Annotated in this window: 20 protein-coding genes; 10 read left to right on the forward strand and 10 right to left on the reverse strand. The window is 65.7% G+C overall.

What is annotated here, in order from left to right:
• Positions 1-180 precede the first annotated feature (180 nt).
• Positions 181-2,298, forward strand: a complete 2,118-nt coding sequence (pnp, locus tag GH266_RS15260; RefSeq protein WP_158194592.1) for a polyribonucleotide nucleotidyltransferase — start codon at positions 181-183, stop codon at positions 2,296-2,298.
• Between the two features lie 96 nt (positions 2,299-2,394).
• Here pnp and GH266_RS15265 read toward each other — a convergent pair whose 3' ends face one another.
• Positions 2,395-5,166 (reverse strand): EAL domain-containing protein, encoded by a 2,772-nt coding sequence (locus GH266_RS15265; protein WP_158194593.1) that lies wholly within the window; start codon positions 5,164-5,166, stop codon positions 2,395-2,397.
• The gene (locus GH266_RS15270; protein ID WP_158194594.1) at positions 5,163-6,278 is read right to left on the reverse strand and encodes an autoinducer 2-binding periplasmic protein LuxP; all 1,116 of its coding nucleotides are present in this window, start codon (positions 6,276-6,278) and stop codon (positions 5,163-5,165) included. Before GH266_RS15270 ends, GH266_RS15265 begins: the two co-directional genes overlap by 4 nt.
• Positions 6,279-6,570: 292 nt before the next feature.
• Between GH266_RS15270 and dapB the strand changes: the two genes are divergently transcribed.
• Positions 6,571-7,374 (forward strand): 4-hydroxy-tetrahydrodipicolinate reductase, encoded by an 804-nt coding sequence (gene dapB / locus GH266_RS15275; RefSeq protein ID WP_158196234.1) that lies wholly within the window; start codon positions 6,571-6,573, stop codon positions 7,372-7,374.
• Between the two features lie 39 nt (positions 7,375-7,413).
• The gene (locus GH266_RS15280; RefSeq protein WP_158194595.1) at positions 7,414-8,034 is read left to right on the forward strand and encodes a 2,3-bisphosphoglycerate-dependent phosphoglycerate mutase; all 621 of its coding nucleotides are present in this window, start codon (positions 7,414-7,416) and stop codon (positions 8,032-8,034) included.
• A gap of 96 nt (positions 8,035-8,130) precedes the next feature.
• Here the strand turns inward: GH266_RS15280 and GH266_RS15285 are convergent, their stop codons facing one another.
• The 3 genes from GH266_RS15285 to GH266_RS15295 are packed head-to-tail and all read right to left on the reverse strand — an operon-like array spanning position 8,131 to position 10,844.
• On the reverse strand, positions 8,131-9,132 hold the full coding sequence (locus GH266_RS15285) for an adenosine kinase (RefSeq protein WP_158194596.1): 1,002 nt from the start codon (positions 9,130-9,132) through the stop codon (positions 8,131-8,133).
• Between the two features lie 43 nt (positions 9,133-9,175).
• Positions 9,176-10,066, reverse strand: coding sequence for a prephenate dehydratase (locus GH266_RS15290; protein WP_158194597.1), 891 nt, complete (start codon positions 10,064-10,066; stop codon positions 9,176-9,178).
• 13 nt (positions 10,067-10,079) lie between these two features.
• Positions 10,080-10,844 carry a 3-deoxy-manno-octulosonate cytidylyltransferase gene (locus tag GH266_RS15295; protein WP_244953699.1) on the reverse strand — a complete coding sequence of 255 codons (765 nt, stop codon included), beginning with the start codon at positions 10,842-10,844 and terminating at the stop codon, positions 10,080-10,082.
• Between the two features lie 204 nt (positions 10,845-11,048).
• Here GH266_RS15295 and GH266_RS15300 point away from each other — a divergent pair, with 204 nt between their 5' ends.
• The 7 genes from GH266_RS15300 (at position 11,049) to GH266_RS15330 (ending at position 21,540) form a co-directional block, all read left to right on the forward strand.
• A complete protein-coding gene (locus GH266_RS15300) occupies positions 11,049-11,729 on the forward strand; it encodes a c-type cytochrome (RefSeq protein ID WP_158194599.1) in 681 nt (226 codons plus the stop codon).
• 352 nt (positions 11,730-12,081) lie between these two features.
• Positions 12,082-13,470, forward strand: coding sequence for a diguanylate cyclase domain-containing protein (locus GH266_RS15305; RefSeq protein WP_158194600.1), 1,389 nt, complete (start codon positions 12,082-12,084; stop codon positions 13,468-13,470).
• Positions 13,471-13,647: 177 nt separating this feature from the next.
• Positions 13,648-15,582, forward strand: coding sequence for an extracellular solute-binding protein (locus tag GH266_RS15310; RefSeq protein WP_199270341.1), 1,935 nt, complete (start codon positions 13,648-13,650; stop codon positions 15,580-15,582).
• On the forward strand, positions 15,582-17,516 hold the full coding sequence (locus tag GH266_RS15315; protein ID WP_244953700.1) for an extracellular solute-binding protein: 1,935 nt from the start codon (positions 15,582-15,584) through the stop codon (positions 17,514-17,516). The genes GH266_RS15310 and GH266_RS15315 overlap by 1 nt, the downstream gene beginning before the upstream one ends.
• Positions 17,517-17,608: 92 nt before the next feature.
• The gene (locus GH266_RS15320; protein WP_158194601.1) at positions 17,609-18,718 is read left to right on the forward strand and encodes a microcin C ABC transporter permease YejB; all 1,110 of its coding nucleotides are present in this window, start codon (positions 17,609-17,611) and stop codon (positions 18,716-18,718) included.
• A gap of 4 nt (positions 18,719-18,722) precedes the next feature.
• Positions 18,723-19,889 (forward strand): ABC transporter permease, encoded by a 1,167-nt coding sequence (locus GH266_RS15325; protein WP_158194602.1) that lies wholly within the window; start codon positions 18,723-18,725, stop codon positions 19,887-19,889.
• Between the two features lie 7 nt (positions 19,890-19,896).
• Entirely contained in the window at positions 19,897-21,540 is a 1,644-nt protein-coding gene (locus tag GH266_RS15330; RefSeq protein ID WP_158194603.1) for an ABC transporter ATP-binding protein, read from the forward strand.
• 24 nt (positions 21,541-21,564) lie between these two features.
• Here the strand turns inward: GH266_RS15330 and GH266_RS15335 are convergent, their stop codons facing one another.
• From GH266_RS15335 to GH266_RS15355, 5 genes are all read right to left on the reverse strand, one after another.
• Positions 21,565-22,134 carry a hypothetical protein gene (locus GH266_RS15335; protein WP_158194604.1) on the reverse strand — a complete coding sequence of 190 codons (570 nt, stop codon included), beginning with the start codon at positions 22,132-22,134 and terminating at the stop codon, positions 21,565-21,567.
• Between the two features lie 67 nt (positions 22,135-22,201).
• Positions 22,202-23,485, reverse strand: a complete 1,284-nt coding sequence (locus GH266_RS15340) for a lytic murein transglycosylase (RefSeq protein ID WP_342354276.1) — start codon at positions 23,483-23,485, stop codon at positions 22,202-22,204.
• A gap of 6 nt (positions 23,486-23,491) precedes the next feature.
• Positions 23,492-24,100 carry a recombination mediator RecR gene (recR, locus tag GH266_RS15345; protein WP_158194605.1) on the reverse strand — a complete coding sequence of 203 codons (609 nt, stop codon included), beginning with the start codon at positions 24,098-24,100 and terminating at the stop codon, positions 23,492-23,494.
• Positions 24,101-24,104: 4 nt separating this feature from the next.
• Positions 24,105-24,425 carry a YbaB/EbfC family nucleoid-associated protein gene (locus tag GH266_RS15350; RefSeq protein ID WP_158194606.1) on the reverse strand — a complete coding sequence of 107 codons (321 nt, stop codon included), beginning with the start codon at positions 24,423-24,425 and terminating at the stop codon, positions 24,105-24,107.
• Positions 24,426-24,512: 87 nt separating this feature from the next.
• Positions 24,513-26,513 carry a DNA polymerase III subunit gamma/tau gene (locus GH266_RS15355; protein WP_158194607.1) on the reverse strand — a complete coding sequence of 667 codons (2,001 nt, stop codon included), beginning with the start codon at positions 26,511-26,513 and terminating at the stop codon, positions 24,513-24,515.
• Positions 26,514-26,649: the final 136 nt, after the last annotated feature.

The following is a 26,649-nucleotide window of genomic DNA, read 5'->3' on the forward strand; positions in this document are numbered from 1 at the left end:
CAGGATAGCAGGTGGCTTGAACGCACCGGCAGCACGCCGGGCGGGCACGAGCCACCTGCTGTCTTGCCCATGGCGCGTCGCTTGAATGGCGCAGATGGCACGATGCCGCCTCCGCCTGCCCATGGGAGCACCCCGGGCCGCATATGGATGCGGGCCGGGTGACCGAAATAGGATGACACAATGTTCGATATTCATCGCGTGGAAGTGGATTGGGGCGGTCGCCCGCTGATCCTGGAGACGGGCAAGATCGCCCGCCAGGCCGACGGCGCCGTGCTCGCCACCTATGGCGAGACCAAGGTTCTGGCCACGGTGGTTTCCGCCAAGGAGCCGAAGCCCGGCCAGGACTTCTTCCCGCTGACCGTGAACTACCAGGAAAAGGCCTTCGCCGCCGGCAAGATCCCGGGTGGCTACTTCAAGCGCGAAGGCCGTCCGTCCGAGCACGAGACGCTGACCTCGCGTCTGATCGACCGGCCGATCCGCCCGCTCTTCGTCGCCGGCTTCAAGTGCGACACCCAGGTGGTCGCAACCGTCCTGTCGCATGACATGGAGAATGCACCGGACATCGTCGCCATGGTTGCGGCCTCCGCCGCCCTGACGATCTCCGGCGTGCCGTTCATGGGCCCGATCGGCGGCGCCCGCGTCGGCTATGTGAACGGCGAATACGTGCTGAACCCGCTGGTCGACGACATGCCGGAATCGGCGCTCGACCTGATCGTCGCCGGCACCGGCGAAGCGGTTCTGATGGTCGAGTCCGAGGCCAAGGAGCTGGACGAGAACATCATGCTCGGCGCCGTGATGTTCGGCTTCAAGGGCTTCCAGCCGGTGATCGAGGCGATCGTCAAGCTGGCCGAGACCGCCGCCCGCGAGCCGCGCGAGCTCAACCTGCCGGATCACTCCGTGCTTGCCGGCCGCATCAAGGAGCTGGCTGCCGGCGACCTGACGGCCGCTTATGCCATCCGCGAGAAGACCGACCGCCGCAACGCCATCGACGCGGTCAAGGCCAAGACGGTCGAGACGCTGGCCGCCGAGGCCGGTGACGCCGGCATCGACAAGGTCGTCGTCGGCGGCCTGTTCAAGGACCTGGAGGCGGAGATCGTCCGCGGCGCCATCCTCGACAAGGGCGAGCGCATCGACGGCCGCGACCTGAAGACGGTCCGTCCGATCGTCTCCGAGGCCGGCATCCTGCCGCGCACCCACGGTTCGGCCCTGTTTACCCGCGGCGAGACCCAGGCGCTCGTCGTCGCGACGCTCGGCACCAACGAGGACGAGCAGTTCGTCGACGCACTGGAGGGGACCTACAAGTCCACCTTCATGCTGCACTACAACTTCCCGCCCTACTCGGTCGGCGAGACCGGCCGCATGGGTTCGCCCGGCCGCCGCGAGATCGGCCATGGCAAGCTCGCCTGGCGCGCGGTGCACCCGCTCCTGCCGGCGCATCACGAGTTCCCGTACACGCTGCGTGTCGTTTCCGAGGTCACCGAGTCCAACGGCTCCTCGTCGATGGCGACCGTCTGCGGCACCTCGCTGGCCCTGATGGATGCCGGCGTGCCGCTGAAGGCGCCGGTGGCCGGTATCGCCATGGGCCTGATCAAGGAAGACGACCGTTTCGCGGTGCTCTCCGACATCCTCGGCGACGAGGATCACCTCGGCGACATGGACTTCAAGGTGGCGGGCACCACGACCGGCATCACCTCGCTGCAGATGGACATCAAGATCGATGGCATCACCGAGGAGATCATGCGTGTCGCGCTCGACCAGGCGCGTGACGGCCGTATCCACATCCTCGGCGAGATGTCGCAGGCCCTGTCCGAGGCCCGCGCCGAGCTCGGCGAGCATGCCCCGCGCATCGAGGTCCTGAAGATCCCGGTCGACAAGATCCGTGAAGTCATCGGCTCGGGCGGCAAGGTCATCCGCGAGATCGTCGAGAAGACCGGCGCCAAGGTCAACATCGAGGACGACGGCACCGTCAAGGTGGCCTCTTCCGACGGCAAGGCGATCAAGGCCGCGATCAACTGGATCAACTCCATCGCCGCGGAGCCGGAAGTGGGCGTGATCTACGAGGGCCGCGTCGTCAAGACCGTGGACTTCGGCGCTTTCGTCAACTTCTTCGGCGCCAAGGACGGTCTCGTCCACATCTCGCAGCTGGCCCCGCAGAAGGTTGCCAAGACCACCGACGTGGTCAAGGAAGGCGACAAGGTCTGGGTGAAGCTGATGGGCTTCGACGAGCGCGGCAAGGTCCGCCTGTCGATGAAGGTCGTCGACCAGGAGACCGGCCAGGAGATCGCTGCGGAGGCCTGAGGCCTTCCGGCGCACTCCGCCGTTCGACACCGACATGAGGAAACGGGCCGGATTATTCCGGCCCGTTTTCGTTTGCGGAGCAGCGTGGAGCGAGGATCAGTTGGTGGCGGTGCGCCGCGGCCGCGACGAGCCGTCATGGGCCTCGAGATATTCGCGGAACCGGTCGTCCGGCATCGGCCGGCCGAGATAGAAGCCCTGGATGCGGGTGCAGCCGAGCCGGTCGAGCAGCGCGCACTGGCCTTCGGTCTCCACACCCTCGGCGACGACGGTGATGCCGAGGCTGGAGGCCATCGCCACGATCGCCTCGACCAGCGCGCGGTCGTCCCGGTCGGTCTCCAGGTCGCGGATGAACGAACGGTCGATCTTCAGGACATCGATGGGAAACCGCTTCAGGTTGCTCAGCGAGGAAAATCCCGTGCCGAAATCGTCGAGCGACAGGCGGATGCCGAGCCGGCGGATCGCGTTGAGCGTCTCGACAGGGTCGCTGCCGGTCTCGTCGAACATGACGCTCTCGGTAATCTCCAGATGCAGCCGCTCCGGCGGCATGCCGGTACGCTCGACCGTCTCGCGGACGAGCTCGACGAAATTCTCGTCGCGGCACTGGCGCGGCGAGACGTTGACGCTGATGCCTGGCAGGTCGAGCCCCTGTTCGCTGCAGCGTCGATAGAACAGGCAGGCCTCCTCCAGAACGAAGGCGCCCAGCGGCACGATCAGTCCCGTGGTCTCGGCGATGGGAATGAAGTCGGCCGGCGGGATAGGCCCGCGCTCGGGATCGGTCCAGCGGACCAGGGCCTCGCAGCCGGCGATCCGGTTGTGTGCGATATCGATCACCGGCTGATAGTTCAAGGTGAACTGGCGTCGTTCCAGCGCCTTGCGCAGGGCGCTTTCAGTTTCCAGCGCCCGCGCCACCTGTTCGTTCATGTGGGCGGAGAAGAAGCGCAGCTTGTTACCTCCTTCCGCCTTGGCGTGATACATCGCCGTATCGGCCTGGCGCAGAAGGAGTTCGTCATCGCGCCCGTCGCTGGGAAACACGGTGATGCCGATGCTGGTGGTCGCAAACACCTCGACGCCGTCGCCAAGGACCAGCGGGCGGGCCAGGTGGGCGAGCAGGCGGGCTGCCGTCATCTCCACGTCCATCACGCTGCGGACATTGCTGAGAATGACGGCGAATTCGTCGCCGCCCAGACGCGCTACCGTATCGTGATCGTCGAGGACCGCGCCGATGCGGACCGCCGTCTCCTTGATCAACTGGTCGCCGATGCTGTGCCCGAGACTGTCGTTGATGTTCTTGAACCGGTCGAGGTCGAGGAACAGCAGGGCGACGATGTTGCCGTCCCACTGCGCCCGCGACATCGCTTGGACGAGGCGGTCACGGAACAGGGTGCGGTTCGGCAGGCCGGTCAGTCCGTCGAAATTGGCTTGGCGGACGATCAGCTCTTCCTGGCGCTTGCGCTCGGAAATGTCGGTGATGGTGACGTGATAGGCACCGGCGCCGTTCCAGCGGGTCTGACGCAGGTACACTTCCACCCAGACCCGCTCTCCGGTTCGCGACAGGGCCCGCGCCTCGTAGACGTCTGGTGCGGAAGCCCCGGAGGTGCGGGCCCGTGCATAGGATTTCATGCGTTCGTGCTCTTCCGGCGCGAACAGGTCCAGCACCGGCAAGCCGATCACATTGTGCCGATCCTCGCTCTCGCGGCCGAGCAGCTGCAGCAGCGCATCGTTGATGTAGAGAACCCGCTGGTTGGAGTGGATGCACACGCCCTGCAGGGACTCGTCGATGAGTGCCCGGAACTGCGCATCCGACTCCTTGAGGTCGCGAAACGCTTCCTGCAACGCGACACCGACGGCGTTGAACTCGCGGATCTTGCCAGGTCTGTAGGTCAGGTCGGACGTGTCCTGACGGATCCGCGCGGCATACTTGACGAGGCGCTCCAGCGCCGGGCTGGTAAAGCGGTGCAGGATGTAGGCGCCGAGCACGGAGCCGGCCAGAACATAGAGCAGGAACGGCGTGAACAGCGTCTGATAGGTCGCATCGATATTGTCGATGGTCTCGCCCGGCCGATCGCTGACCAGGTAGAGCGGCCGGCTGGCCGGGGCCTCCTCCAGCAGGGAGCGGATCAGCAACCGGTCGTCTGCAAGGACATGGTCGACCTGGCCGAGTTGCTTCAGGGGCGCGCGGCCGCTGCGTACGGCATCCCGCAATTCGCCGCTGGCCGAGATCACCCGCTCGTCGAGAAACAATGCGAGACTTTCCGTGTCGAGAGCCTTGGCCAGATCGTCCAGGAGGTACTTGCTGTCGTTGAAGACGTAGCCGCCGGTCAACTGGCCGACCACGCGGCCGTCGATGTCGTCCACCAGCGGAATGGAGAGGGCTGCAAGCAGCACGGGCGCGGTATTGCCGCTGGCCTCCCCGCCGGTGAACAGATGCCACTGACCGACCGGCATGCGCGAACGCAGGGCCGGGGTGAGGATCTGGTCGAGATCGTAGAGCGAGGCGCCGGCATCCACCCAGTTCGGCGCGTCGGGCTGGTCGATCCTGAGAAGCTCGAACTGCGCCCCGATCGGCTGACGGGCGGCATCGGACAGGATCTGCAGAACGAGCCCTTCGTCGCGGGACCAGACGGCACGCCTGAGTGCGGAATTCTCGGACAGTGCCCGCAGATAGGTGTCGAGCCGGCTGAACGTCTGGTCGAAGACGAGGCGGGCAAGCGTCGCCTCCTTGCGGGCGAAGCGCTTCAGCTCCTGATCTGCGATGGACAGGCTGCCGACATAGCTGATTGCGAAAAGCACGGCCGACGTCGTCAGCAGCGCGACTGCAAACAGGCCGAGCACGAAGCGGTTGAAGCGGAAGTCGGCCCTGCGTGTCATTGCGAGTAGCGGAACGCCCTCCGTTTCAGCTCTTCGATACGCTGCGGCGCGTCTTCCGACGACACGAGGGCGAACGATCCGGAGAAGACGAGGGGAACCTCCTCCGTGCGATCCTGACGGTCGAGCGAGATCGCCTCGGCCATCGCCACGCCGTTGTCGTCGTTGATGCGCATGGCCGTCGCCTCGAGACGGCCCCCGATCAGATAGTCGAGTTCCGCACTGCCGCCGCCCCAGCCGTTGGTGGCGACCCTCCCCGTCAGGCCCGCGGCTTCTATGGCATCGGCAACGCCGAGCGCGATGTCAGTGGAGCAGGAATAGATGAAACCGAGGTCCGGATGTCGCTGCAGCAGCTCAGCGGCCGCCTCGCGGGCCTTCTCCCGATCGAAGCCGACATAATAGGACGCGACCAGTCGTTTCCCCGGCTGCTCCGCCATGGCAAGCCGGAACGGTTCGCCGCGGGCGTGGCTGACATAGCCCTTCAGGCCGTAGAAGATGGCGAAGGACTCCGGCTGCGGCCGCGTTTCCAGGACATGATCAGCCAGCAGGCGCGCACCGGTGGCATGGTCGAAGCCGACATAGAGGAACGGCTGGTCCCGGCCCCAGGCGCGCAGCGGCGTGGTGATGTTCTGAAGGATGACCTTCGGGCGGCCGCGGGCAATGAGGCGCTCCACGAGAACCTTGTGGCGCAGGGCGTCCAGCGTGAAGATCAGATAGTCGGGATCGGACTTCAGCACCTCGACGATCTGCCGGGTCTGTTCGCGGATTTCCTGACCCGGCAGTGTGAACTGGGACGTCACCTCGTAGCGGATGCCGAGCTCGTCCAGCCGGCGCTCCAGCGCCACGATGCTGCGCCGCCAGTAGTCAGAGGCCTGGATGGCGGGATAGACGACGGCGATGCGCGCCTTGCCGAGCGGGGCGCTGGCGGGGACCGCATCACCCTGCACCCGCTGGGTGAACCGTGCGCTCAGTTCGCGCTGCTCAGGGAATTCCTTAAAAAAATCGGGAAGTTCCCAGAATTCGGCGAGAGAGTTGCGGCCGAAGTCGGATCTGGCGATACCGGGCGGGAGCATCGCCAAGAAGAGAAGGAGGAGAACCGGAAAGAGCAGTCGCATTCTTCTCACGGTAGCATTCCGATGCGGCAGCCGTTTCCAGAAGTCTGTCTGATTGGCCAGACACATGCAAGGGATCATCATACGATTGAGAAACCGTGAAAAATCCACTTTGATTGTGTCCGCACATGAGGTGTTTCCACGGCCGTAAGGTGTCGCGCGACCGTGGGCCTTCCACCCCTGCGGACGTTCGGGCGGGCCTGCAGCGTTGCGCGAGCCGGTCAACCTGCTATACCGCGCGCAAGGACCGGATCAGGTTCCGGCAGATCACGAGCGGAGTTGCGGAATGAGCGAAATGCGCCTGACGGTGGTAGGGGCTGCCGGTCGCATGGGCGGAGCGCTGATCCGCGCGATTTCGCAGATGGATGGTGTCCGGTTGTCGGCCGCGGTCGAGCGGGCCGATTCCCCCGCGATCGGGCAGGATTGCGGCGTGCTGGCTGGCCTGCCGGCGAGCGGCATCACCGTAACGGACGACGCGCTCGCAGCCTTTGCGGCAACGGACGGGGTTCTCGATTTCACGGCGCCTGCCGCCTCGCGGCATTTTGCCGAGCTGGCCGCGCAGGCGCGGATCGTCCATGTGATCGGCACGACCGGCCTCGGCGACGAAGATCTTTCCGCGATCCACCCGGCCGCCCGGCACGCCCGCATCGTCCAGTCGGGCAACATGAGCCTTGGCGTCAACCTGCTGGCGGCGCTCGTCCGCCGCGCAGCCGCGGCCCTGGACGAGGATTTCGACATCGAAGTGCTCGAGATGCATCATCGTCACAAAGTCGACGCGCCGTCCGGCACCGCCTATCTCCTGGGCGAAGCTGCGGCGAAAGGCCGAGGCCTCGATCTCGCCGAGCGCAGCGTGCGCAGCCGCGACGGGTTCACCGGCGAGCGTCCGCGCGGCGACATCGGTTTCGCAACCTTGCGCGGCGGTACGGTCATCGGCGATCACAGCGTCGTCTTCGCCGGACCGCTCGAGACGATCACCCTTTCTCACCACGCCCAGGACCGGCAGATCTTTGCCCGGGGCGCGGTGAAGGCGGCCCTGTGGGCCCGCGACAGGAAGCCCGGCTTCTACACGATGGAGGATGTGCTCGGTCTGCGCGACTGAGCCGCATCTTCCGGCATCCGATCTGGAGACAGTCTCGCAATGGAACATCTTCTTGTGCTCGTGCGCCACGGGCAGAGCGAATGGAACCTGAAGAACCTTTTCACCGGCTGGAAGGACCCCGGCCTGACAGAGAAGGGGATCGCCGAGGCGCGCGCTGCCGGCGGCAAGCTGCGCGACCTGAAGCTCGCCTTCGACATCGCCTTCACATCCGATCTCAGTCGTGCCCAGAACACCCTCAAGCTGATCCTGGAGGAACTGGGTCAGGAGGACCTGGAGACGGTGCGCGATCAGGCTCTTAACGAGCGCGACTACGGCGACCTCACGGGGATGAACAAGGACGAGGCGCGCGAGAAGTTCGGCGAGGAGCAGGTGCATGTGTGGCGCCGCTCCTTCGACGTTCCCCCTCCCGGCGGCGAAAGCCTCAAGATGACCGCCGAGCGCGTGCTGCCCTATTACCGGTCCGAGATTCTGCCGCAGGTGATTGCCGGCAAGCGGGTGATCGTCGCCGCCCACGGCAACTCGTTGCGGGCGCTGGTGATGGAGCTGGAAGGCCTGTCGCCCGATGAGATCCTCAAGCGCGAGTTGGCGACCGGCGCGCCGATCGTCTACCGGCTGACGGACGAGGGCAAGGTCGCCTCCGTCCAGGATCTCTCCGACTGAAACGACCTCTTTCGCCGCAGGTCAAAAAGAAACGGCCGCGCCCTTAGGAGCGCGGCCGTTTCTTTTTGACCTGCGGCAGGAAGACGCGTCAGGCGGTCACAGACCGAAGCCCTGCTGCTCCGCCAGCTGCTTCAGCGAGCGCTCCGGGCGGGCGCCGACATGGCCGATGACTTCCGCCGCACACAGGCAGCCGAGCTCGGCCGAGGTGGTGAAGTCGAAACTGCGGGCCTGGCCGAGCAGGAAGCCGGAGGCGAACAGGTCGCCGGCGCCGGTCAGATCAACGACATCGGTCACCGCGGCGGCGGGAACCCGCACGGTCTCCTCGCGCGAAATCGCCATCGCACCATGGGCGCCGAGGGTGAGCGCGGTGGTCGGGCAGTCCCCGCGAACGGCCGCGATCGCCGTATCGAGGTCGGCGGTCTCGTACAGCGCCTTCAACTCGTGCTCGTTGGCGAACAGCAGGTCGATCGTGCCATCGCGCATCATGCCGAGGAACTCGGAGCGGTAGCGGTCGACGCAGAAACTGTCGGAAAGCGTCAGGCTGACCTTACGGCCGTGCGCATGGGCGATCTCGGCAGCCTTGAGGAAGGCCGCCTTGGCCGCGGGCGGATCCCAGAGATAGCCTTCCATATAGGTGATCGCCGAGGCCGCGACCGTGTCCGCATCGATGTCCTTTTCGGACAGCTCGACGCAGGCGCCCAGATAGGTGTTCATGGTCCGCTCGCCATCCGGCGTGATCAGGATCATCGAGCGCGCCGTGGGTGGGCCGTCGACGAGGACCGGCGTTTCGAAATGCACGCCGGTGCCGCGCATGTCATGGCGAAAGGCGCTGCCGAGTTCGTCTTCTGCGACCTTGCCGAAATAGGCGGAGGCCCCGCCGAGCACGGCAACGCCGGCTGCCGTATTTCCGGCGCTGCCGCCGGAAATACGGGTGGTCTGCCCCATCTTCTCGTAAAGGCGCACGGCCTCCTCGGTGTCGATCAGGCGCATCGAGCCCTTCACGAGCTTTTCGTGGACGAGGAAATCCTCCTCCACATGGGCGAAGACGTCGCAAATGGCATTGCCGATGCACAGTGTGTCGAAGCGCTGGCTGGTCATGGGGATGGAAATATCCTTATCTTGTGTCGGGCGAGAGCGGCCGTCAGATGCCGGGCGTCGGACGCAAGGCGCGGTTGGCCTCGGGCTCGCGGATCTTGTCGCGGAACGTGCTGGCCGGATAGATGCCGAGCAGCTTGAACTCGGCGGAGAAGAACTCCAGTTCCTCCAGCGCCAGCGAGACGCTGCGGTCTTCCGGATGGCCTTCGACGTCGGCGTAGAACATGGACGCGAAGAACTGGCCCTCGAGCTGGTAGGATTCCAGCTTGGTCATGTTGACGCCGTTGGTGGCAAAGCCGCCGAGCGCTTTGTAGAGAGCCGCCGGGACGTTGCGCACGCGGAAGATGAACGTGGTGATGACCGGCTGGCCGTTGTTCTCTGCACGCACCCCGTCGCGCGACAGGATGAGGAACCGCGTGGTGTTGTGGGCCTCGTCCTCCACGTCGCGGCGCAGGATCTCCAGCCCATAGGCATCGGCAGCCATCTGCGGCGCCAGCGCGGCTGCACTCGGATCTCCGGCCTCGGCGATCTGGCGTGCGGAGCCGGCGGTATCGGCCCCGACGATGGCACGCAGTCCGAGCTCGCGGATGATCTTGCGGCACTGTCCGAGGGCCATGACATGGCTCTGCACGCTCTTCAGCTGCTCGATCCTGGCGCCGGGCAGCCCCATCAGCTGGAAGCGGATGGGGAGGAAATACTCGCCGATGATCTGCAGCGAAGAGCGGGGCAGCAGGTGATGGATGTCCGCAACACGGCCGGCAACGGAATTCTCGACCGGGATCATGCCGAGATCGGCGTCCCCGTTCTCGAGCGCGGTGAAGCAATCCTCGAAGGTGGCACAGGGCACGGCTTCATAGTCGGGATAGACATTGTGGCAGGCCATGTGCGAGTTGGCCCCGTATTCGCCCTGGAAGACGATGCGCTTCTTGTTCGTCATGTTCGACCGGTTATCAGCTGGGGTTTGAGACGCGGGATGCGAAAATGGCCCGCACGGCTTCGAGATCGCGGGGGGTGTTGACGTCCATCGGCACGCTGTCGATGAGACCGACATCGATGCGCATGCCGGCTTCGAGCGCCCGCAGCTGCTCGAGGCTTTCGCGCTTTTCCAGCGGCGAGGGCGGCAGGGATACGAAACGGTCGAGCGCGGTCCGCCGATAGGCGTAAAGGCCGATATGCTGATAGAGCGGCCCGGGACCGGTCGGGGCGGTCGCCCGCGTGAAATAGAGCGCGCGCAGCCGGCGTTCGCCAACCGGCGTTCCCACCGTCTTGACGAAGCTGGGATCCGTCCTGCCGGCCTCGCTGCGGATTTCCGTTGCGATGGTGCCGATATCGACCGCCGGATCGGACAGGGGATCGAAGGCGGCACGGATCGCTTCCGGGTCGATCAGGGGCACGTCGCCCTGCAGGTTGAGCACGATCTCGTATTCGCGCGCCGGGTCGACCGCCTCGGCGGCGGCCCGGACGCGGTCGGAGCCGCTCGGCAGGTCGGGATCGGTCATCACTGCGGTTCCGCCGGCAGCTTCCACGGCGGCCCTGATGTCCGGATGATCGCAGGCAACGACGACGGGACCGATCTCGGCGGCCATGCCGCGCTCAATCACATGCGCGATCATCGGCTTGCCGGCAATGAGCGCGAGAGGCTTGTCGGGCAGGCGCGTGGATGCCATCCGCGCCGGGATCACCACCAGGGCGGACAGGGGTGCAGGGGTCGTCACGGGCGGCCTTTCGGGCGCCGGAAGGGTGCGGGGCACGCCCGACGGCAACATGCGATGATTTGTATCATGGACTGCCCTTTTAAACCTATGGACACGAGCGTCAAAAACTTTGTAGTTTCCGGCGACTTTTTCACCACGCGCCGCGTTGCGCGGGGCCTTCTCGTATTGGCCTTGCAGCAACCGAGGGAGTTGGAGCCAGCGGGAATGAATTCTGCCAAGCTAAATATGATCGCCGGTGCGATCCTGTCCGTCCTCCTCCTCACGATGGGACTCGGCATCGTGTCGGAAATCATCTTCCACCAGGATACGCCCGAGAAGCCGGGCTACGAGATCGTCGTGGCCGAGGCGGATACCGGTTCGGCACCGGCCGAGGAAGCGCCGCAGGTCGAGCCGATCGCGGTTCGCCTCCAGAGCGCTTCGGCAGAAGACGGCGAGAAGCTGACCCGCGCCTGCGCGTCCTGCCACGACTTCTCCAGCGCCAACACCAACAAGGTTGGTCCGGGCCTGTGGCAGGTGGTCGGTCGCGCGCCGGCGACCCACGAAGGGTTCCGCTATTCGAGCGGCATGCAGGCCTATGCCCAGGAGCATGAGGCCTGGACCTACGAGAACCTCGACCACTTCCTGGCCGGCCCGAAGCAGGAAGTCTCCGGTACCTCGATGGGCTACGCCGGTATGCGCAAGCCCGAGGATCGCGCCAATCTGATCGCCTATCTGCGCACGCTGTCGGAAAATCCGCAGCCGCTGCCGGAAGCGCCCGCTGCCGATGCTCCTGCTGCCGAAGCGCCCGCGACCGAGGCTCCTGCGACGGAGGCTCCTGCTGCTGAAGCGCCTGCGACGGAGGCTCCGGCGACGGAGACTCCCGCGGAAGGCACGCAGGCTCAATAATGCCGGCGCGGTGGCTTTCGCCTCCGACTTGAAGCGAAGTTCGAAAGGCCGGGCGTGAGCCCGGCCTTTTCCTTTTCCAGGCCTCCGCTTCCTTCAGTCGAGCAAGGTCTGAGTTGAAAGTTTCCGCTGCGTTCCGGCTGTGAAGGTGCGCGGCTTTCGGCTATAACCCTTGCGGTTTGCGGGGGTGTCGATGCGTTGACCCTGGGGGGTGGCCGCCATTCGTCTGCAAATACCTCTTTAACCGGGATGTGATACGCAGTTTTATCAGGTATGGAGACGTCGGGCTTGAACGACACGCAAGCGGGTCGGACAAGCATGTCTCCATACGCGTATCGTTGGCAAGCGAGGGGCCATGACGCAGGCGTCCGGCGGCAAGGAATTGGCGCTGATCCGATGGAAGCATCGGACGATCGCCTTTGCCGTCGTTGCATTCATCTGCGTTCTGGGGATTGCTCTCACCGGCTACATCTCGGCGCTGCTGACGGAAAACGCCCAGAAGCGCCTGCAGAACGAAACGCTGTCCCGTCTCTCGGAGGCGAGAGCCCGGCTCGAGGGAACCATCGGCGCGACGCTCTACATTTCGCAAGGGCTCGTCAGCTTCACCGCCATCAACAGCGATCTCACCCAGCGCCAGTTCCGCCGGTTCGCGGAGGAGATCTCCTCGCTCAACAACCATGTGAAGCTCGTTGCCCTCGCTCCGGACAACGTGGTTCGCTACGTCTATCCGCTGCTCGGCAATTTGAGGGCGCTCGGTCTCGACTACAGCAAGAACGAGGAACAGTGGACGGTGGTGAAGCGGGTGATGCAGGAAAGGCGCACCGTGGTCGCCGGTCCGGTCAACCTGGTTCAGGGCGGGCGTGCGCTGATTGCGCGGTCGCCGGTGCTGATTCCCGTCGAGGAGGACGAGACCAGTGCCGAGCGCCGGTACTGGGGGATCGCCTCCGTGGTGATCGACATGGATGCGCTGTTCGAGGATGCCGGCATCCGGCCGGAGATGAACGGCTACCAGTTCGCGATCCGCGGTGCGGATGGTCTCGGACCTGCCGGAGGCATGGTTCTGGGGGATCCCAACCTGTTCGACAGCGGAGCGGTGGTGCTGCCGGTCAATCTGCCGAATGGCACGTGGCAGATGGCGAGCCGGCCGGTCGGCGGCTGGACGACAACCTCCCCGGAGGTGCGCATCGCGCGGATGGTCGGCTTCGGCGTGACATTCGCGATCGCCTTCCTTTCGGCGATGGTGGTGATCGCCCAGCAACGGGCGCGGTCCATGGCGCTGCACGATGCCCTGACCGGGCTGCCCAACCGCCGCCTTCTGGAAGACCGGCTGCAACAGCTGGCTGCCCTCAACGAGCGGACAGGCCTGGGCTTCCAGGTGTTTTTCGTCGATCTCAATGCGTTCAAGCCGATCAACGACACGTTCGGTCACGCGGTGGGCGACATGGTCCTGCGCGAGGTCGGCAAGCGGCTGCGTCAGGAGACGCGGGAATCCGACACGATCGCACGGATCGGCGGCGACGAGTTCGTGGTCGTGGTTCCGGGCATGACCCACCACCAGAGCACCGCCAATATCGCAGAGCGGCTGCGCCAGGCGGTCAGCGAGCCGGTGCGGGCGGGCGACCACGTGATCGGCATTCGAGCCAGTGTCGGCTGGGCGGTCTATCCGGACGACGCGACGACGATCCCTGAGATTCTCGAGCTCGCGGACCAGCGGATGTACCGCGAGAAACTCGCCGCCGCCTGACCCTGGCACGGCCTGCCGGCGCGTTCCGTCACGATTAAACTTTCGTCATGAAGCGTTTCACGTCTGTCGGCGGGCGGTACAACTCCCTAATATGCCTTCAGGGCAACAACGCCGGCGCAGCCGCGTGGCCAAAAGAGGCGCGTGTCGCGGCAAGACAGACGGATCCGTTCAATCGCCATGATGCAGACAGATCGCCAAACCACTTTCCTTCGTTCGTCCGCCAAGGGAGATACGGCCGCCCGGCACCTGCCGGCCGTCCCCTGGTTCGTGGCCTTGCCGCTGGTGGCCTTGTGCCTGTTGCTGGCCGGCCTTTCGGCCGTACGGGCGCAGGACGAACCTGAATGGCGGCATGCGGCGTCGCTGACCGGCGAGCCTCGATATCCCGAGGGCTTCGAGCATTTCGACTATGTCAATCCCGATGCCCCGAAGGGCGGGCGGGTGCGGCTCGCGGCCTCGACGGGCTTTGACTCCCTCAACCCGATCCTGTCGCGCGGCAATCCGGCGCCCGGTCTCGGGCTGATGTACGATTCGCTGCTCGAGCCTTCGCTCGACGAGGTCGACATCAACGCCGACTACGGCATGCTGGCGGAGGCGCTGCGCTATCCGCAGGACTATAGCTGGGCGGAATACCGGCTGGACCCGCGTGCGCGCTGGCATGACGGCGAGCCGGTGACCACCGATGACGTCGTCTGGAGCTTCAACAAGCTCATCGAGGTCAACCCGAGCCAGAGCTTCTACTACCGGCACGTCAAGAGCCTGGAGAAGGTCGGCGAGCGAACCGTGCGCTTCACGTTCGACGCCCCGGGCAACCGGGAGCTGCCCAAGATCGTCGGCCAGCTCCCCGTGCTGCCGAAGCACTGGTGGGAGGGAACGGACGCCAGCGGCGCGCAGCGCGATATCGCGCGCGGCACGCTGGAGCCGCCCCTCGGCTCCGGCCCCTACCGGGTCGGTTCCGTCGATCCTGGCCGCAGCATCGTCTACGAGCGCGTCGACGACTATTGGGCCAAGGATCATCCGGTGCGCGTCGGGTCCTATAATTTCGACGTGGTTCGCTACGATATCTTCCTCGATTCCGCCGTCGAGCTGGAGGCCTTCAAGGGCGACCAGTACGACTTCCGGGATGAGCCGAGCGCCAATGTCTGGTCGAAGGCCTATGATTTCCCCGCCGTGCGCGAGGGGCATGTGGTGCTGGAGGAGTTTCCGAGCCGGGCCTCTGGACGCATGCAGGCTTATGTACCCAACCTGCGCCGCGAGAAATTTCAGGACGCGCGGATCCGCGAAGCGCTGAACTACGCCTATGATTTCGAGACGACCAATGCCGTCGTCTCCGCCGGGCTGCACAAGCGGATCGGCTCTTATTTTGCCGGCACGGAGCTTGCCTCTTCAGGGCTGCCCACCGGCAAGGAGCTGGAAATCCTGGAGACCGTGCGCGACGAGGTGCCGCCCGAAGTGTTCTCCAAGCCCTTTGAGAACCCGGTCGGCGGCAATCCGCAGAACGTGCGCGAGAACCTGCGCCAGGCAGTGAGACTGTTCCGCGAGGCCGGCTACAAGCTCGACGGCGGGCGCATGGTGGATGCGAAGACCGGCGAGCAGTTGAGCATCGAATTCATCTACTACGACCGCTCGGCCGAGCGCGGGCTTCTTCCCTACACGAAGAACCTGGAGAACATCGGCGTCAAGACGGTGCTCCGTCTCATCGACGTGCCGCAATACATCAACCGGGTGCAGAACCGCGACTTCGACGTGGCGACGCTGGTCTGGGGACAATCCCTGTCGCCCGGCAACGAGCAGCGCGACTACTGGGGCTCGGAAGCCGCCGACCGGCCGCAGTCGAAGAACTACGCGGGCATCAAGAACCCGGCCATCGACAAGCTGATCGAGCGGGTCATCTTCGCAAAGGACCGCGAGGAGCTGGTGGCGGCGACCCATGCGCTCGACCGTGTCCTTCTGTGGAACCACTATGTGGTGCCGCAATTCTATTCCGACGTCGACCGCACGGCCCGCTGGGACAGGTTCGCGCATCCTGCAAAACTGCCGGAATTCACCCATGGCTTCCCCTCCATCTGGTGGTGGGATGCTGAAAAGGCCGCGACAATTCGGAAGGGGCAGTGATGACGCAGGATCGCAAGGCGCTGCCCCCTGCTGTCGCTGTCGCGCGGATGGGAGCGGACCGACGGCAGGTGCTCGGCGGCGCTCTGGCCTTTTGCGCGGCAACGCTTTTGCCGCTGGGCGGTCGTCCGGCCCGTGCCGCCACGGACACGCAAGCCGCAAGCGATACGGCTGCGCGACATGGGCTTTCGGTGTTCGGAGATCTGAAATACGCGCCGGATTTCACCCATTTCGACTATGTGGTGCCGGACGCGCCCAAGGATGGGCGGATCGTGTTCTCGGCGCCGTCCTGGGCCTATAACCAGAACCCGCAGACCTTCAACAGCTTCAACACGTTGATCCTGAAGGGCGACGCACCGCCCCGCATGGAGCTGTGTTTCGACACGCTGATGGTGCGGGCGCTGGACGAGCCGGACGCCGTCTACGGTCTTGTCGCCGAGACGGTCGAGGTCTCGCAGGACGGGAATGTCTACACCTTCGTCCTGCGGCCGCAGGCAAGGTTCCATGACGAGAGCCCGCTGACCGCAGAGGACGTTGCCTTCTCGCTGGTCACGCTCAAGGAACTGGGGCACCCCTCGATCCGTCAGGTCCTGCGCGAGCTCTCCGAGGTTCGCGTCGAGGCGCCCCACAGGGTTGCGCTGGTGTTCTCCGGCAAGCAGTCGCGCAAGGTGCCGCTGATTGCGGCCGGCATGCCGATCCTGTCGAAAGCCTATTATTCCCGCTACGACTTCGCCCAGACCACCTTGACCCCGCCGCTGTCGTCCGGCCCTTACAAGGTCGGCCGGCACGAGGTCGGCCGTTTCGTCGAGTACGAACGTGTGAAAAACTGGTGGGCGGCGGACCTGCCCGTAAGCCGTGGCCATTACAATTTCGACCGTGTCCGGCTGGAGTTCTTCCGCGACCGGCAGGTGGATTTCGAGGCGTTCAAGAAGGGCGTGATGACCTTCCGCGAGGAGTTCACCGCCCGGACCTGGGCGACGGAATACAACTTCCCCGCTGTCGAGGACGGCCGGGTGGTCCGCGAGGAGATCCCGGACGGGCGCCCGGCAGGGGCGCAAGGCTGGTTCATGAACCTGCGCCGGGAGAAGTTCTCCGATCCGCGTGTCCGCAGGGCGCTGGGCCTGGTGTTCGATTTCGAGTGGACCAACGCCGTGCTCTTCTTCGATGCCTACAAGCGCACCAGCTCGTTCTTCCAGAATTCGGCCATGCTTGCGCAAGGCGAGCCGGATGCGGCCGAACTGGCACTGCTGGAGCCATGGCGCGGCAAGGTGCCGGACGAGGTCTTCGGGCCGGCGGTCCTGCCGCCGGTGTCGGACGGGTCCGGACAGGATCGCTCCATGCTGCGCGAGGCCGACCGCCTGCTGCGCGAGGCGGGGTGCCGGCGGGACGGGGCGCGCCTGCTCCTGCCGAGCGGCGAACCTCTCGCCTTCGAGTTCCTGTCGAACACCACGACCTTCGAGCGTGTGACCCTGCCCTATATCGGCAACCTGGAACGTCTCGGCATCAAGGCGAATTTCCGCGTGGTCGATCCGGCGCAGTATCAGTCGCGGATCAACGATTACGACTTCGACATCGTCTCTCGGCGCTACGCCTTGGCGCCGACCCTCGGCGAGGAAATCCGCCAGATGTGGGGATCGGAAGCGGCCAGTCAGCCCGGTTCGACCAACCTGGCCGGCATCGCCGATCCGGCGGTGGATGCCATGATCGACAAGATCATCTCCGCCTCCACGCGCGAGGAGATGACCGTTGCAGCCCGTGCTTTGGACCGGATACTGCGGGCCGGCTACTACTGGGTGCCGCAATGGTACAAGGCGATCCATACGGTCGCCATGTGGGATGTATTCGGACATCCCGAGGCACCGCCCACGCATGATTTCGCGCCTGAACTCCATTGGTGGTACGACCGGGAGAGCGCGGAGCGAATCGGCATGCGCTGACATGCGACACATGCTCCAAGGCACCATGCATTGCGGTTGCGGCACGGCGAACGAGCCGGCCGGCGACCGGCAAGAAAGGGATCGTTGACACGATGGGCGCCTACATCCTGCGCCGGCTGCTGCTGATCGTTCCGACTCTCGTCGGCATCATGGCCATCAACTTCGTCATCATCCAGTTCGCCCCCGGCGGACCGGTGGAGCGGGTCATTGCCCAGCTTCAGGGAACGGATGTCTCCGCGACTGCCCGCATCTCGGGCGGGGGCGGCGATTTCGCCGGGAGCGGCGCAGACACGGCCGGAGATGCCTCCTCCGTCGGATCGCAATACCGCGGCGCCCAGGGCCTCGACCCGGAATTCATCAAGGAACTGGAGCGACAGTTCGGCTTCGACAAGCCGCCGCTCGAGCGCTTTGCCGGGATGCTGTGGGACTATGCCCGCTTCGATTTCGGCGAGAGCTATTTCCGCGACATTGCGGTGATCGACCTGATCATCGAGAAGATGCCCGTGTCGATCTCGCTCGGCCTGTGGATGACGTTCATCTCCTATGCGATCTCGATCCCCCTGGGCATCCGCAAGGCGGTGAGGGACGGCTCGCGCTTCGACGTGTGGACTTCCGCTGTGATCGTGGTGGGCTATGCGATCCCCGGGTTCCTCTTCGCGGTGCTCTTGATCGTGCTGTTCGCCGGCGGCTCGTTCCTCGACTGGTTCCCGCTGCGCGGCCTCACGTCCGAGAACTGGGAGCAACTGTCCTGGCCGGCGCGCATCGTCGACTATTTCTGGCATCTCGCTCTGCCGCTGACCGCCATGGTGCTGTCCGCCTTCGCGACAGTGACGCTGCTGACCAAGAACTCGTTCCTCGACGAGATCCGCAAGCAATATGTCCAGACGGCCCGTGCCAAGGGCCTGAACGAGCGGCAGGTGCTCTACGGACACGTTTTCCGCAATGCGATGCTGATCGTGATCGCCGGCTTTCCGGGCGCCTTCATCTCGTCCTTCTTCGCCGGCTCGCTGCTGATCGAGACGATCTTCTCGCTGGACGGTCTCGGCCTGCTCGGCTTCGAGGCGGTGATCAACCGCGATTATGCGGTGGTCTTTGCAACGCTCTACATCTTCTCTCTCATGGGCCTGCTCGTGAATCTCGTCTCCGACCTGACCTACACCTGGATCGATCCGCGGATCGATTTCGAGAGCCGGGAGGTCTGAGCCCATGGACCTGCGGACAGAAACCGCCGGCAATGCCGGAACCGCTACGACCGGTGCGCCGATCGGCCGGCCGAAGGGCTGGCTGTCGCCGATCAACCGGCGCCGGCTGACGAACTTCAGGGCCAACCGGCGCGGCTACTGGTCGTTCTGGATCTTCCTTGTCCTGTTCGGCCTGTCGCTCGTCGCCGAACTTCTTGTCAACGACCGGCCGATCGTCGTCGTCTACAAGGGCGAGGTGCTGGCGCCGATCCTCGTCGACTATCCGGAGGAAAAGTTCGGCGGCTTCCTGGCGGTCACCGATTACCGCGACCCGTATATCCAGGAAGAAATCGGCGCCAATGGCTGGATGCTGTGGCCGCCGATCCGCTACTCCTATCGCACGGTCAACAACGAGATTCCGGTGCCGGCGCCCGCGCCGCCTTCCTGGCTGCTCGACAAGCAGGAGCGCTGCAGCCGCTATCCGCTCGGGGCGGAGGACCCCAACTGCACGCCCGGCAACTGGAACTGGCTCGGCACCGACGACCAGGGCCGCGATGTCGTCGCGCGGCTTGTCTACGGCTTCCGCATCTCGGTGCTGTTCGGGCTGGCCCTGACGATCGCCTCCTCGGTGATCGGCATCGCCGCCGGCGCGGTGCAGGGCTATTACGGCGGGTGGGTCGACCTCCTGTTCCAGCGCTTCATCGAGGTCTGGACGGCGATCCCCACGCTCTACCTGATCTTGATCGTCTCCTCGGTGCTCATACCGGGCTTCTGGACGCTCTTCACCATCCTGCTCGCCTTCTCCTGGGTGGCGTTGGTGGGCGTGGTCCGGGCGGAATTCCTGCGCGCGCGCAATTTCGAATACGTGACGGCGGCCAAGGCACTCGGCGTCGGCAATGCCACGATCATGTGGCGGCACCTTCTGCCCAACGCGATGGTGGCGACGCTGACGTTCATGCCCTTCATCCTGAACGGCTCGATCTCGACGCTGACGGCGCTGGACTTCCTCGGCTTCGGCCTGCCGCCCGGCTCCGCCTCGCTCGGCGAACTGCTGGCACAGGGCAAGAACAACCTGCAGGCGCCCTGGCTCGGCATCACCGGTTTCATCGTCATCTCGACCATGCTCAGCCTGCTGATTTTCATCGGCGAAGCGGTGCGCGACGCGTTCGATCCGCGCAAGAGCTTCGTGTGAGGACCCAATGACGAGCGAACAGACCACACGGCCCCTGCTTTCCGTCCGCGAGCTTTCGGTCGCCTTCACCCAGAACGGCGTCACCCACACGGCCGTCGACCGGATTTCGTTCGACATCGGTCCCGGCGAGACGCTGGCGCTGGTCGGCGAATCCGGGTCCGGCAAGTCGGTCTCCGCGCTGTCGGCGGTGAAGCTGCTGCCCTATCCGTCCGCGTCTCACCCGAGCGGCGAGATCCTGTTCAAGGGCGAGGACGTGCTTAAAGCCGACGAGGCGGCGCTGCGGCGCATTCGCGGCAACGAGATCTCGATGATCTTTCAGGAGCCGATGACCTCGCTCAATCCGCTGCATACGGTGGAAAAACAGATCGCCGAGGTCCTGAAGCTGCATCGCGGCATGGGCGAGACCACGGCACGTGCGCGCGTGGTGCAACTGCTCGACCAGGTCGGCATCCGCGATCCCGAGAGCCGTCTGCAGAGCTATCCGCATCAGCTCTCCGGCGGCCAGCGCCAGCGCGTGATGATCGCCATGGCGCTCGCCAACGAGCCGGACCTGCTGATCGCCGACGAGCCGACCACCGCGCTCGACGTCACCGTGCAGGCGCAGATCCTCAAGCTGCTCAAGGAGCTGCAGCGCGACGTCGGCATGGCCATGCTGTTCATCACCCATGATCTCGGCATCGTCCGCAAGGTCGCCGACCGGGTCTGCGTGATGACGAAAGGCGAGATCGTCGAGAGCGGAACGGTGCGCGAGGTTTTCGAGAACCCGCAACACGAATACACCCGGCACCTGATCGCGGCCGAGCCGAAGGGCAAGCCGCCGGTGACGGACGAGACCCGGCCGGTGGTGGTGGAAGCGCGCGACGTGAAGGTGTGGTTTCCGGTGAGACGCGGTCTGTTGCGCCGGACCGTCGATCACATCAAGGCGGTCGACGGCATCGACGTCACGGTGCGCGAGGGCCAGACGCTCGGCATCGTCGGCGAGAGCGGTTCCGGCAAGACGACGCTCGGCCTTGCCCTGCTGCGGATGATTTCCTCCACCGGCAAGATCCGGTTCGGTACCCGCGAGATCGACACCCTGTCGTGGAAGGACATGCGTCCGCTGCGCCGCGACATGCAGATCGTCTTCCAGGACCCGTTCGGCTCGCTCAGCCCGCGCATGTCGGTGGCGGACATCGTCGGCGAGGGGCTCGCCGTGCATTTCCCCGGCATTACCGCGGACGAGCGGGATGCGAAGGTCGCCGCAGCGCTGGTCGAGGTGGGGCTCGATGCCGAGACCCGCTTCCGCTATCCGCACGAGTTTTCCGGCGGCCAGCGCCAGCGCATTTCCATCGCCCGCGCTATGGTGCTGCAGCCGAAATTCGTCATGCTCGACGAACCGACCTCGGCGCTGGACATGAGCGTGCAGGCCCAGGTGGTCGATCTCCTGCGCGACCTGCAGAAGCGCCACGGCCTCGCCTATCTCTTCATCTCGCACGATCTCAAGGTGGTGCGCGCGCTCGCGAATGAGGTCATCGTCATGCGGGCCGGCAAGGTGGTCGAGGCGGGAGCCGCCGCCGATGTCTTCGACGCGCCGAAGACCGATTACACCAAGGCGCTGATGGCTGCCGCCTTCCATCTGGAGACAGCGGACACCGGCATCGTCAGCGAGTAGCAGCGAGCTCTCCAAAGAGTGCCGTCAGTTGCACCGAGAGAAGCGCACCTCTATGTCAGTATTGAAGATCTGGGCAATCATGACGCCGGGTTCTGGAAAGCGCAGCATGTTCAGGTCGTAGATTGGTGTGGTGAATTCTTTGCCGAAGGTCGGGAAGGTATTGCTGCGCGTTTTGAGTTCTGCCCATTTTTCATCTTCGACGCACTTGTACTGAAAATACTCGCTTGCCTTGAGATCGCGGATATCGCGCCCCGATCTTGTCAGTCCGGCGGACGTGAACTGGAGCAGAAGCGGCCTGCTATCCGCGCTCCATGTCGTCATCCCGGCATCGGGTAGGAAGCCGGAATATGTGCCTGGGTGCAGCTTGGTCAATTTCAGCCGGGTGGTCGAGCGGAGCCCCTGTACAAGGTCGACAGGCACATAGCCACGAGCAACGATCCGCAGACTTTTGGGAACAGGGGTAGTCGGCTTGAGTGAGCCAGTCGAATCGGTTGCGCCGAAGAACACGGGCTTAGCAGTGTCGGTGTAATCCCAAACGGCTGCACCAGCGACGGTTGTTTGGTGGAAATCATCGAGTGTAATCAGTTCCGGCATCATCCATCCTCCTGCTACGGATGACTATTGGAACGGTGCGTTACAGGCTCGTTATTCCTCTTAGCGATCACTCCAGCCAGCAGGTTGCCCGCCGTCCGGCCTTCTCCTGTTCGAGGCCGAGGGTGCGGCGGGTCTTGAAGCCGATCAGCCCGTCGGCGCCGCCGACATCGTGGCCTTTGGCCTCCAGCTCGAGCTGGAGGTCGCGCACGGCGCCGCGCGAGCGCGTCTTCACGTCCTTCCAGCTCTGCACGAAGCCGGTATTGTTGCCGTAGCGGTCCGCCAGATGGCCGACGAAGAGCGCGTAGACGTCGGACTCGTTGTAAGCCTTCAGCACATAGAAATTGTCGGTGGCGATGAAGGCCGGGCCGTTGCGTCCGGCCGGCATCAGGAGGAAGCCCGGTTGCGGCAACTCGTGTTGCGGAAACGGGCGGTCCTTGACGCGGCTGACGCCTTCCCTGACCCAGGCCGAGATCGGCTGGCCCCGGTCGGGGCCCTCGCGCGCGCAGGAGACGGAGGCCGGCACCTCGGCCTCATAGCCCCAGTCGCGCCCTGTCACCCAGCCGTGCCAGGCCAGATAATTGGCGATGGAGGCCAGCGTGTCCGGCACCGAGCGCCAGATGTCGCGCTTGCCGTCGCCGTCGAAATCCACCGCAAGGCGCAGGAAGCTGGAGGGCAGGAATTGCGGCTGGCCGAGCGCGCCGCCCCAGGAACTGCGCAGATCCGCACGGCTGATGTGCCCGTCTGCCAGGATCTGCAGGGCCGCGACGGTCTCCTCTGCGAAGAAATCGCGCCGGGTTCCCATGAAGGCGCGGGTCGCAAGGGTTCTTAGCGCATCATTGGGAATACGGGCGGCGCCATAGCCGGATTCGCGCGCCCAGATCGCCAGGATGATCCGCGAGGGCACGCCGTAGCGCGCCTCGATCCGCGACAGGGTCGCGCGATGCGTCTGTGCAAGACGCCGGCCCTGTGCGGCCAGCGCGTTGAACTGGCTGTCGCGGAAATATCCGGCCGGGGCGCGGAACTCGGACTGATAGTTGACCGAGGGCGGCCGTTCCGGCCCGTCTGGATCGCCGAGACCCGGCAGCGAGGTGTCGGGCGACAGGCCGGAGAGCTCCCGCCGGATCACGTCCTGCGGCACGCCGGCCGCGCGGGCGGCCGGTACGATGCGCGTTTCGAGGAACCGGTCGAACTTCGCCTGCAGGCTCTGCTGGGCGAGGGAGGGAGAGCTGCAGACGGCTGCAAGCAGGACTGCGAGCGAAGCGAGAAGGGCGGGCAGGGCGCGGTGCATGGCGATCCGTTGCAGGTGGCTGGCTGCGCCAAGCCTAGCATGACGCACCGCGCGGGACGACATGCGGGATCAGAAGGACGTGCGGGCCTTCAGCGCCTGAACCAGCGTCCCCTCGTCGAGATAGTCGAGCTCGCCGCCGACCGGCACACCATGGGCGAGGCGCGTCACCTTGACCTCCATGCCGCGCAGGCGGTCGGTGATGTAATGGGCCGTGGTCTGGCCCTCCACCGTCGCATTCACCGCCAGGACGATTTCAGAGACATCGCCGGCGGCGACCCGCTCGATCAGCTTGTCGATGGTCAGGTCGTCCGGGCCGATGCCGTCGAGCGGCGACAAGGTGCCGCCCAGCACGTGGTAGCGGCAGTTCAGCGCTCCGGCACGCTCCAGCGCCCACAGATCGGAGACGTCCTCCACCACGACGATGGTCGCCGTGTCGCGGCGCGGATCGGAGCAGATGGTGCAGGGATCGCAGGTGTCGACGGTGCCGCAGGTCTGGCACACGGTCACGCGGTCCACGGCAACGCCCATGGCCTGCGCCAGCGGGACCAGCAGCTGGTCCTTCTTCTTGATGAGATGCAGCGCCGCGCGCCGGGCCGACCGGGGGCCCAGCCCCGGCAGCTTGGCGAGCAGCTGGATCAGCCGTTCGACCTCGGGTCCGGCGACCGCCCGGTTGGCCATCGGATCAGAACGGCAGCTTGAAGCCGGCGGGCAGGCCGAGACCGCCCATCAGTTCCTGGGTCTTCTGCTGCAGCAGCGCTTCGGCCTTGGCCTTGGCGTCATGGTGAGCCGCAAGGATCAGGTCCTCGAGGATCTCGACCTCGTCGGGCTTGGCCATGGACGGGTCGATGCGGATGGACTTGAGCTCGCCCTTGCCGGTCATGGTCAAGGTGACCATGCCGCCGCCGGCGGTACCCTCCACTGCGACCGCGGCGATCTCCTCCTGCAGCGAGCCCATCTGCTCCTGCATCTGCTTCGCCTGTTTCATCATCTTCAGGAAGTCCATGGGTCTCTCCTTGGGAGCGGTGCGAAAGGGCGCCGGGTCAGTCCCTGCCGGTCGGCAGGTCGGACCGTACCGGCTCCGGCTGTCGCATCATGTGTCGGGGTCGATTTCGTCTTCGACCGGAGCCATGTCAAGGGGCGCGTCCTCGACGGCGGTCATTCTCACGTCGACGACCTTGGCGCCCGGAAAGGCCGAGAGCAGGGCGGCCACGGTAGGCTCGGCGCGCGCGTCGGAAAAGAGCTGGCGCTGGTTGGCCTCGCGCTCCTCGTGCAGCGTCGGCCGTCCTTCCGTGCGGGAGACGGTGACGATCCAGCGGGTGCCGGTCCATTCCGACAGGCGCCGGCCGAGCCGGCCGGCGAGATCGGGATCGGCGCCTTCGACCGGCTGGAATTCGATTCGCCCCGGCTCGAAGCGCACGAGCCGCATCTGCCGCTCGATCTCGACCTTCAGACGAATATCGCGCTTTTCGGCCGCCAGGGCCGAGCAATCGGCCAGCGAGGCAAGGCCGTGGCTGGGTGCCGGCTGACTGTCGGCAGCGGGCTGGGGGCGTGTCGTCTCCGGGGCAAGCCCTCCGGCCAGCGCCTGCAGGCGCGGCGGGGAACTGGGAGCGGCCTGAGCGTGCGGTGCCTCGCCGGGCAGTGCCTGCGCGGAGGTGCGCATCTGCGGCGATACGGCGACCGGCTCCGCGGCCGCCGGGGCGGAGTAGGGGGGGCCGGACGCGGCTGGCGAGGCGGCGGCTTGCGCCGGCTCGCTCGGCGCCTGTCGCGCGGAAGCGTCTCCGCCGGAGGTCTGCGGGCGGGTCGGCGGTGCCGGCAGGCTGGAGCCGAGCGCGGCCGCCTTGCCGTCGCGCAGCATGCGCAGGGCGTCTTCCGGATCGGGAAGGTCGGCGGCATAGGCCAGACGCACCAGGACCATGTCGGCGGCCAGATGCGGCTTGGGGGCGGCCTGCACCTCTTCGATGCCCTTCAGCAGCATCTGCCAGGCGCGCGACAAAAGCCGCAGCGACAGGCGGCCGGCAAGCTCGCGGCCGCGCGCGCGCTCTGTTTCCGTCACCGAGGCATCGTCGCCCGCATCCGGGACGATCTTCAACCGGGTGACGAGATGGGTGAATTCGGCAAGATCGGACAGCACGACCACCGGGTCGGCGCCGACGTCGTATTGCTGGCGGAACTCGGCCATGGCCGCCGCCGCGTCGCCGCGCATCAGGTACTCGAACAGGTCGATGATACGGGCGCGGTCGGCGAGGCCGAGCATCCCGCGCACCGTCTCCGCACCGATCGTGTCGCCGCCGCCCTGGGAGATGCTGCCCTGGGAGATGCTGCCATGAGAGACGCTGCCATGGGCGATGGCCTGGTCGAGCAGCGACAGGGAATCGCGCGCAGAGCCTTCGCCGGCGCGGGCGATCAGCGCCAGCGCTTCGTCGGCAACAGCGATGCCCTCTGCCTGCGAAATGCGGCGCAGCAGACCGACGAGCTTGTCGGCATCGATGCGGCGCAGGTCGAAGCGCTGGCAGCGCGACAGGACCGTCACCGGCACCTTGCGGATCTCGGTGGTGGCGAAGATGAACTTCACATGCTCGGGCGGCTCCTCGAGCGTCTTCAGCAGGCCGTTGAAAGCCGACTTCGACAGCATGTGCACTTCGTCGATGATGTAGACCTTGTAGCGGGCGGATGCCGGCCGGTAGCGCGCCGCGTCCGTGATCTCGCGAATGTCGTCGATGCCGGTATGCGAGGCGGCGTCCATCTCGATCACGTCGACATGGCGGCCGTCCATGATTGCTTCGCAATGCACGCCGAGCTTGTCGAGGTTCACCGTCGGCCGGTCCACCTCGCCGGGGACCTCGTAGTTGAGCCCGCGCGCGAGAATGCGCGCCGTCGTGGTCTTGCCGACGCCGCGCACGCCGGTCAGCATCCAGGCCTGGGCAATGCGCCCGGTCTCGAAGGCGTTGCGCAGAGTCTGGACCATCGGCTCCTGGCCGACCAGGTCGTCGAAGCTGCGGGGGCGATACTTGCGCGCGAGCACACGATACGCGGCGTTGCCGCTGCCCGCGCCGGGAGTGTCGTCGGAAGAGGTGGGGATGAGACCGTCCATGGGCACAAGCTTAACGGCGCGACCGCCGGATGTTGAGGCCTATTCGGTGCGCCTTGCAGGATTTCCCCGCCGCCGCTGGCCAGAGCGCGCATTCCTGCGCCCTCGCACTGCCGCGATTGCGTCACGATACGCAGGC

Source organism: Stappia indica (genome assembly GCF_009789575.1).
Classification (GTDB): domain Bacteria; phylum Pseudomonadota; class Alphaproteobacteria; order Rhizobiales; family Stappiaceae; genus Stappia; species Stappia indica_A.

What these genes read in the sequence shown, in the direction of transcription:
- pnp (WP_158194592.1), top strand. Translation starts at nt 181, where the DNA reads ATGTTCGATATTCATCGCGTGGAAGTGGATTGGGGCGGTCGCCCGCTG.
- GH266_RS15265 (WP_158194593.1), bottom strand. Translation starts at nt 5,166, where the DNA reads ATGACACGCAGGGCCGACTTCCGCTTCAACCGCTTCGTGCTCGGCCTG.
- GH266_RS15270 (WP_158194594.1), bottom strand. Translation starts at nt 6,278, where the DNA reads ATGCGACTGCTCTTTCCGGTTCTCCTCCTTCTCTTCTTGGCGATGCTC.
- dapB (WP_158196234.1), top strand. Translation starts at nt 6,571, where the DNA reads ATGCGCCTGACGGTGGTAGGGGCTGCCGGTCGCATGGGCGGAGCGCTG.
- GH266_RS15280 (WP_158194595.1), top strand. Translation starts at nt 7,414, where the DNA reads ATGGAACATCTTCTTGTGCTCGTGCGCCACGGGCAGAGCGAATGGAAC.
- GH266_RS15285 (WP_158194596.1), bottom strand. Translation starts at nt 9,132, where the DNA reads ATGACCAGCCAGCGCTTCGACACACTGTGCATCGGCAATGCCATTTGC.
- GH266_RS15290 (WP_158194597.1), bottom strand. Translation starts at nt 10,066, where the DNA reads ATGACGAACAAGAAGCGCATCGTCTTCCAGGGCGAATACGGGGCCAAC.
- GH266_RS15300 (WP_158194599.1), top strand. Translation starts at nt 11,049, where the DNA reads ATGAATTCTGCCAAGCTAAATATGATCGCCGGTGCGATCCTGTCCGTC.
- GH266_RS15305 (WP_158194600.1), top strand. Translation starts at nt 12,082, where the DNA reads ATGACGCAGGCGTCCGGCGGCAAGGAATTGGCGCTGATCCGATGGAAG.
- GH266_RS15310 (WP_199270341.1), top strand. Translation starts at nt 13,648, where the DNA reads ATGATGCAGACAGATCGCCAAACCACTTTCCTTCGTTCGTCCGCCAAG.
- GH266_RS15315 (WP_244953700.1), top strand. Translation starts at nt 15,582, where the DNA reads ATGACGCAGGATCGCAAGGCGCTGCCCCCTGCTGTCGCTGTCGCGCGG.
- GH266_RS15320 (WP_158194601.1), top strand. Translation starts at nt 17,609, where the DNA reads ATGGGCGCCTACATCCTGCGCCGGCTGCTGCTGATCGTTCCGACTCTC.
- GH266_RS15325 (WP_158194602.1), top strand. Translation starts at nt 18,723, where the DNA reads ATGGACCTGCGGACAGAAACCGCCGGCAATGCCGGAACCGCTACGACC.
- GH266_RS15330 (WP_158194603.1), top strand. Translation starts at nt 19,897, where the DNA reads ATGACGAGCGAACAGACCACACGGCCCCTGCTTTCCGTCCGCGAGCTT.
- GH266_RS15335 (WP_158194604.1), bottom strand. Translation starts at nt 22,134, where the DNA reads ATGCCGGAACTGATTACACTCGATGATTTCCACCAAACAACCGTCGCT.
- GH266_RS15340 (WP_342354276.1), bottom strand. Translation starts at nt 23,485, where the DNA reads ATGTCGTCCCGCGCGGTGCGTCATGCTAGGCTTGGCGCAGCCAGCCAC.
- recR (WP_158194605.1), bottom strand. Translation starts at nt 24,100, where the DNA reads ATGGCCAACCGGGCGGTCGCCGGACCCGAGGTCGAACGGCTGATCCAG.
- GH266_RS15350 (WP_158194606.1), bottom strand. Translation starts at nt 24,425, where the DNA reads ATGGACTTCCTGAAGATGATGAAACAGGCGAAGCAGATGCAGGAGCAG.
- GH266_RS15355 (WP_158194607.1), bottom strand. Translation starts at nt 26,513, where the DNA reads ATGGACGGTCTCATCCCCACCTCTTCCGACGACACTCCCGGCGCGGGC.